Origin of the sequence: Exiguobacterium sp. A1_3_1, from assembly GCF_048985645.1 — a bacterium.
Lineage (GTDB): Bacteria > Bacillota > Bacilli > Exiguobacteriales > Exiguobacteriaceae > Exiguobacterium_A > Exiguobacterium_A indicum.
On record NZ_WBYY01000294.1, the window covers coordinates 1 to 1,609 of the forward strand.

At 50.4% G+C, this 1,609-nt stretch carries 2 protein-coding genes; both read right to left on the reverse strand.

Annotated features, from left to right (window positions below):
• Positions 1-946: sodium:solute symporter family transporter (locus F8N00_RS17860; protein WP_421018728.1), on the reverse strand; the 946-nt coding region annotated here is incomplete at its 3' end.
• 78 nt (positions 947-1,024) lie between these two features.
• On the reverse strand, positions 1,025-1,609 hold a 585-nt coding region (locus F8N00_RS17865), incomplete at its 5' end, for an aldehyde dehydrogenase family protein (RefSeq protein ID WP_421018729.1).

A 1,609-nucleotide genomic window follows, 5' to 3' on the forward strand; every position in this document is an offset into this window, starting at 1 on the left:
GGAAGAGATCGCGTGATAATTGAATGAAGACATTCTCTGGTTCTCCTAAAGGACTATTTTGTTGCGTGAAGTAGGCATATCCGATCAAACCTGTCACCATCGCTCCAACGATTGAGAACGTCATCCAGATCATCCCGACGCGACGTGCTGACTTCATCTCGTGTAAGTTCCGAATCGCCATGAAACGAACGATGATATGCGGCTGACCAAAGTAGCCGAGTCCCCATGCGAGTAGCGAGACGATTCCAATGACCGTCGTACCTTTGAATAACTCGAGCTTTGAACCGTCCGTCGACCGAATCGTTTCGAGCGTCTCGTTGATCCCACCGCTTAAAGCGAGGGCAACGCCTGGTACGATCAGCAACGCGATCACCATGATCATCCCTTGGACGACGTCTGTCCAACTGACGGCAAGGAAACCACCGAGGAAGACGTATGCAATGACGACGCCCGCTAGAATCCAAAGACCTGTCGTGTACTCGAGACCAAAGACGGCTTCGAACAAACGACCACCCGCGACAAAGCCACTTGATGCGTACATTATAAAGAATATTAAGATAACTCCAGCTGAAACAGTACGCAAGACACCACTTTTATCGTGGAATCGTTTTTCGAAGTAATCGGGAATCGTGATCGCATCCCCTGCATGTGCCGTATACGCACGCAGACGCGGCGCGACGAGTAACCAGTTGGCGTATGCGCCAAGTAACAATCCAACGACGATCCACCCACTGGACAGACCAGTTGCATACATCGCACCCGGTAATCCCATCAACAGCCAGCCACTCATGTCACTTGCTCCAGCAGAGAGCGCCGTGACGACTGGACCAATCGTACGTCCCCCAAGCATGTAGTCATTCATGTTCTTCGTCCGATAATACGCAATGACGCCAAGTGCGACCATCAGTCCGAGATACAACAAAATCGCAAACCACATTCCGTTCATCCTTGCTCCCCCTTTTTCCATGATATAAGAAAAACGGGCATGCAGGTCGCACACCCGTTTCATCTATTAAACACCATTTCAGAACATTTCTGAAGTTGTTTTTGCTTGAAGATGTAAAGTCAAGTAATCTGGTCCGCCCGCTTTCGAATCCGTTCCAGACATGTTGAATCCACCGAATGGTTGGTAGCCAACGATTGCGCCTGTGCACCCACGGTTGAAGTAGAGGTTACCGACGTGGAAGTTCGCACGCGCGTACTCTTGGTTCGTCCGGTCTTGCGTGATGACAGCACCTGTCAATCCGTATTCCGTGTTGTTCGCGATGTCGATTGCTTCTTTGAAATCTTTCGCTTTCGTGAAGGCGACGACTGGTCCAAAGATCTCTTCTTGCATCAAACGATCCGTTGGTTGAACGTCCGCGACGACTGTCGGTGAGACGAAGAATCCTGTTGAATCATCTGCCGTACCACCTGCGACGATGCGTCCTTCTTCTTTTGCGACGTCGAAGTAAGACGTGATTTTCTTGAATGCTGCTGCGTCGATGACTGGTCCGACGTTGTTTGAGACATCCGTCGGGTTACCGATGCTGAGTTTGTTCGTGTTCGCGACGACTTTTTCGAGCAACTCGTCATAGACCTGTCTCTTATACACATCTCCGAGCCCACG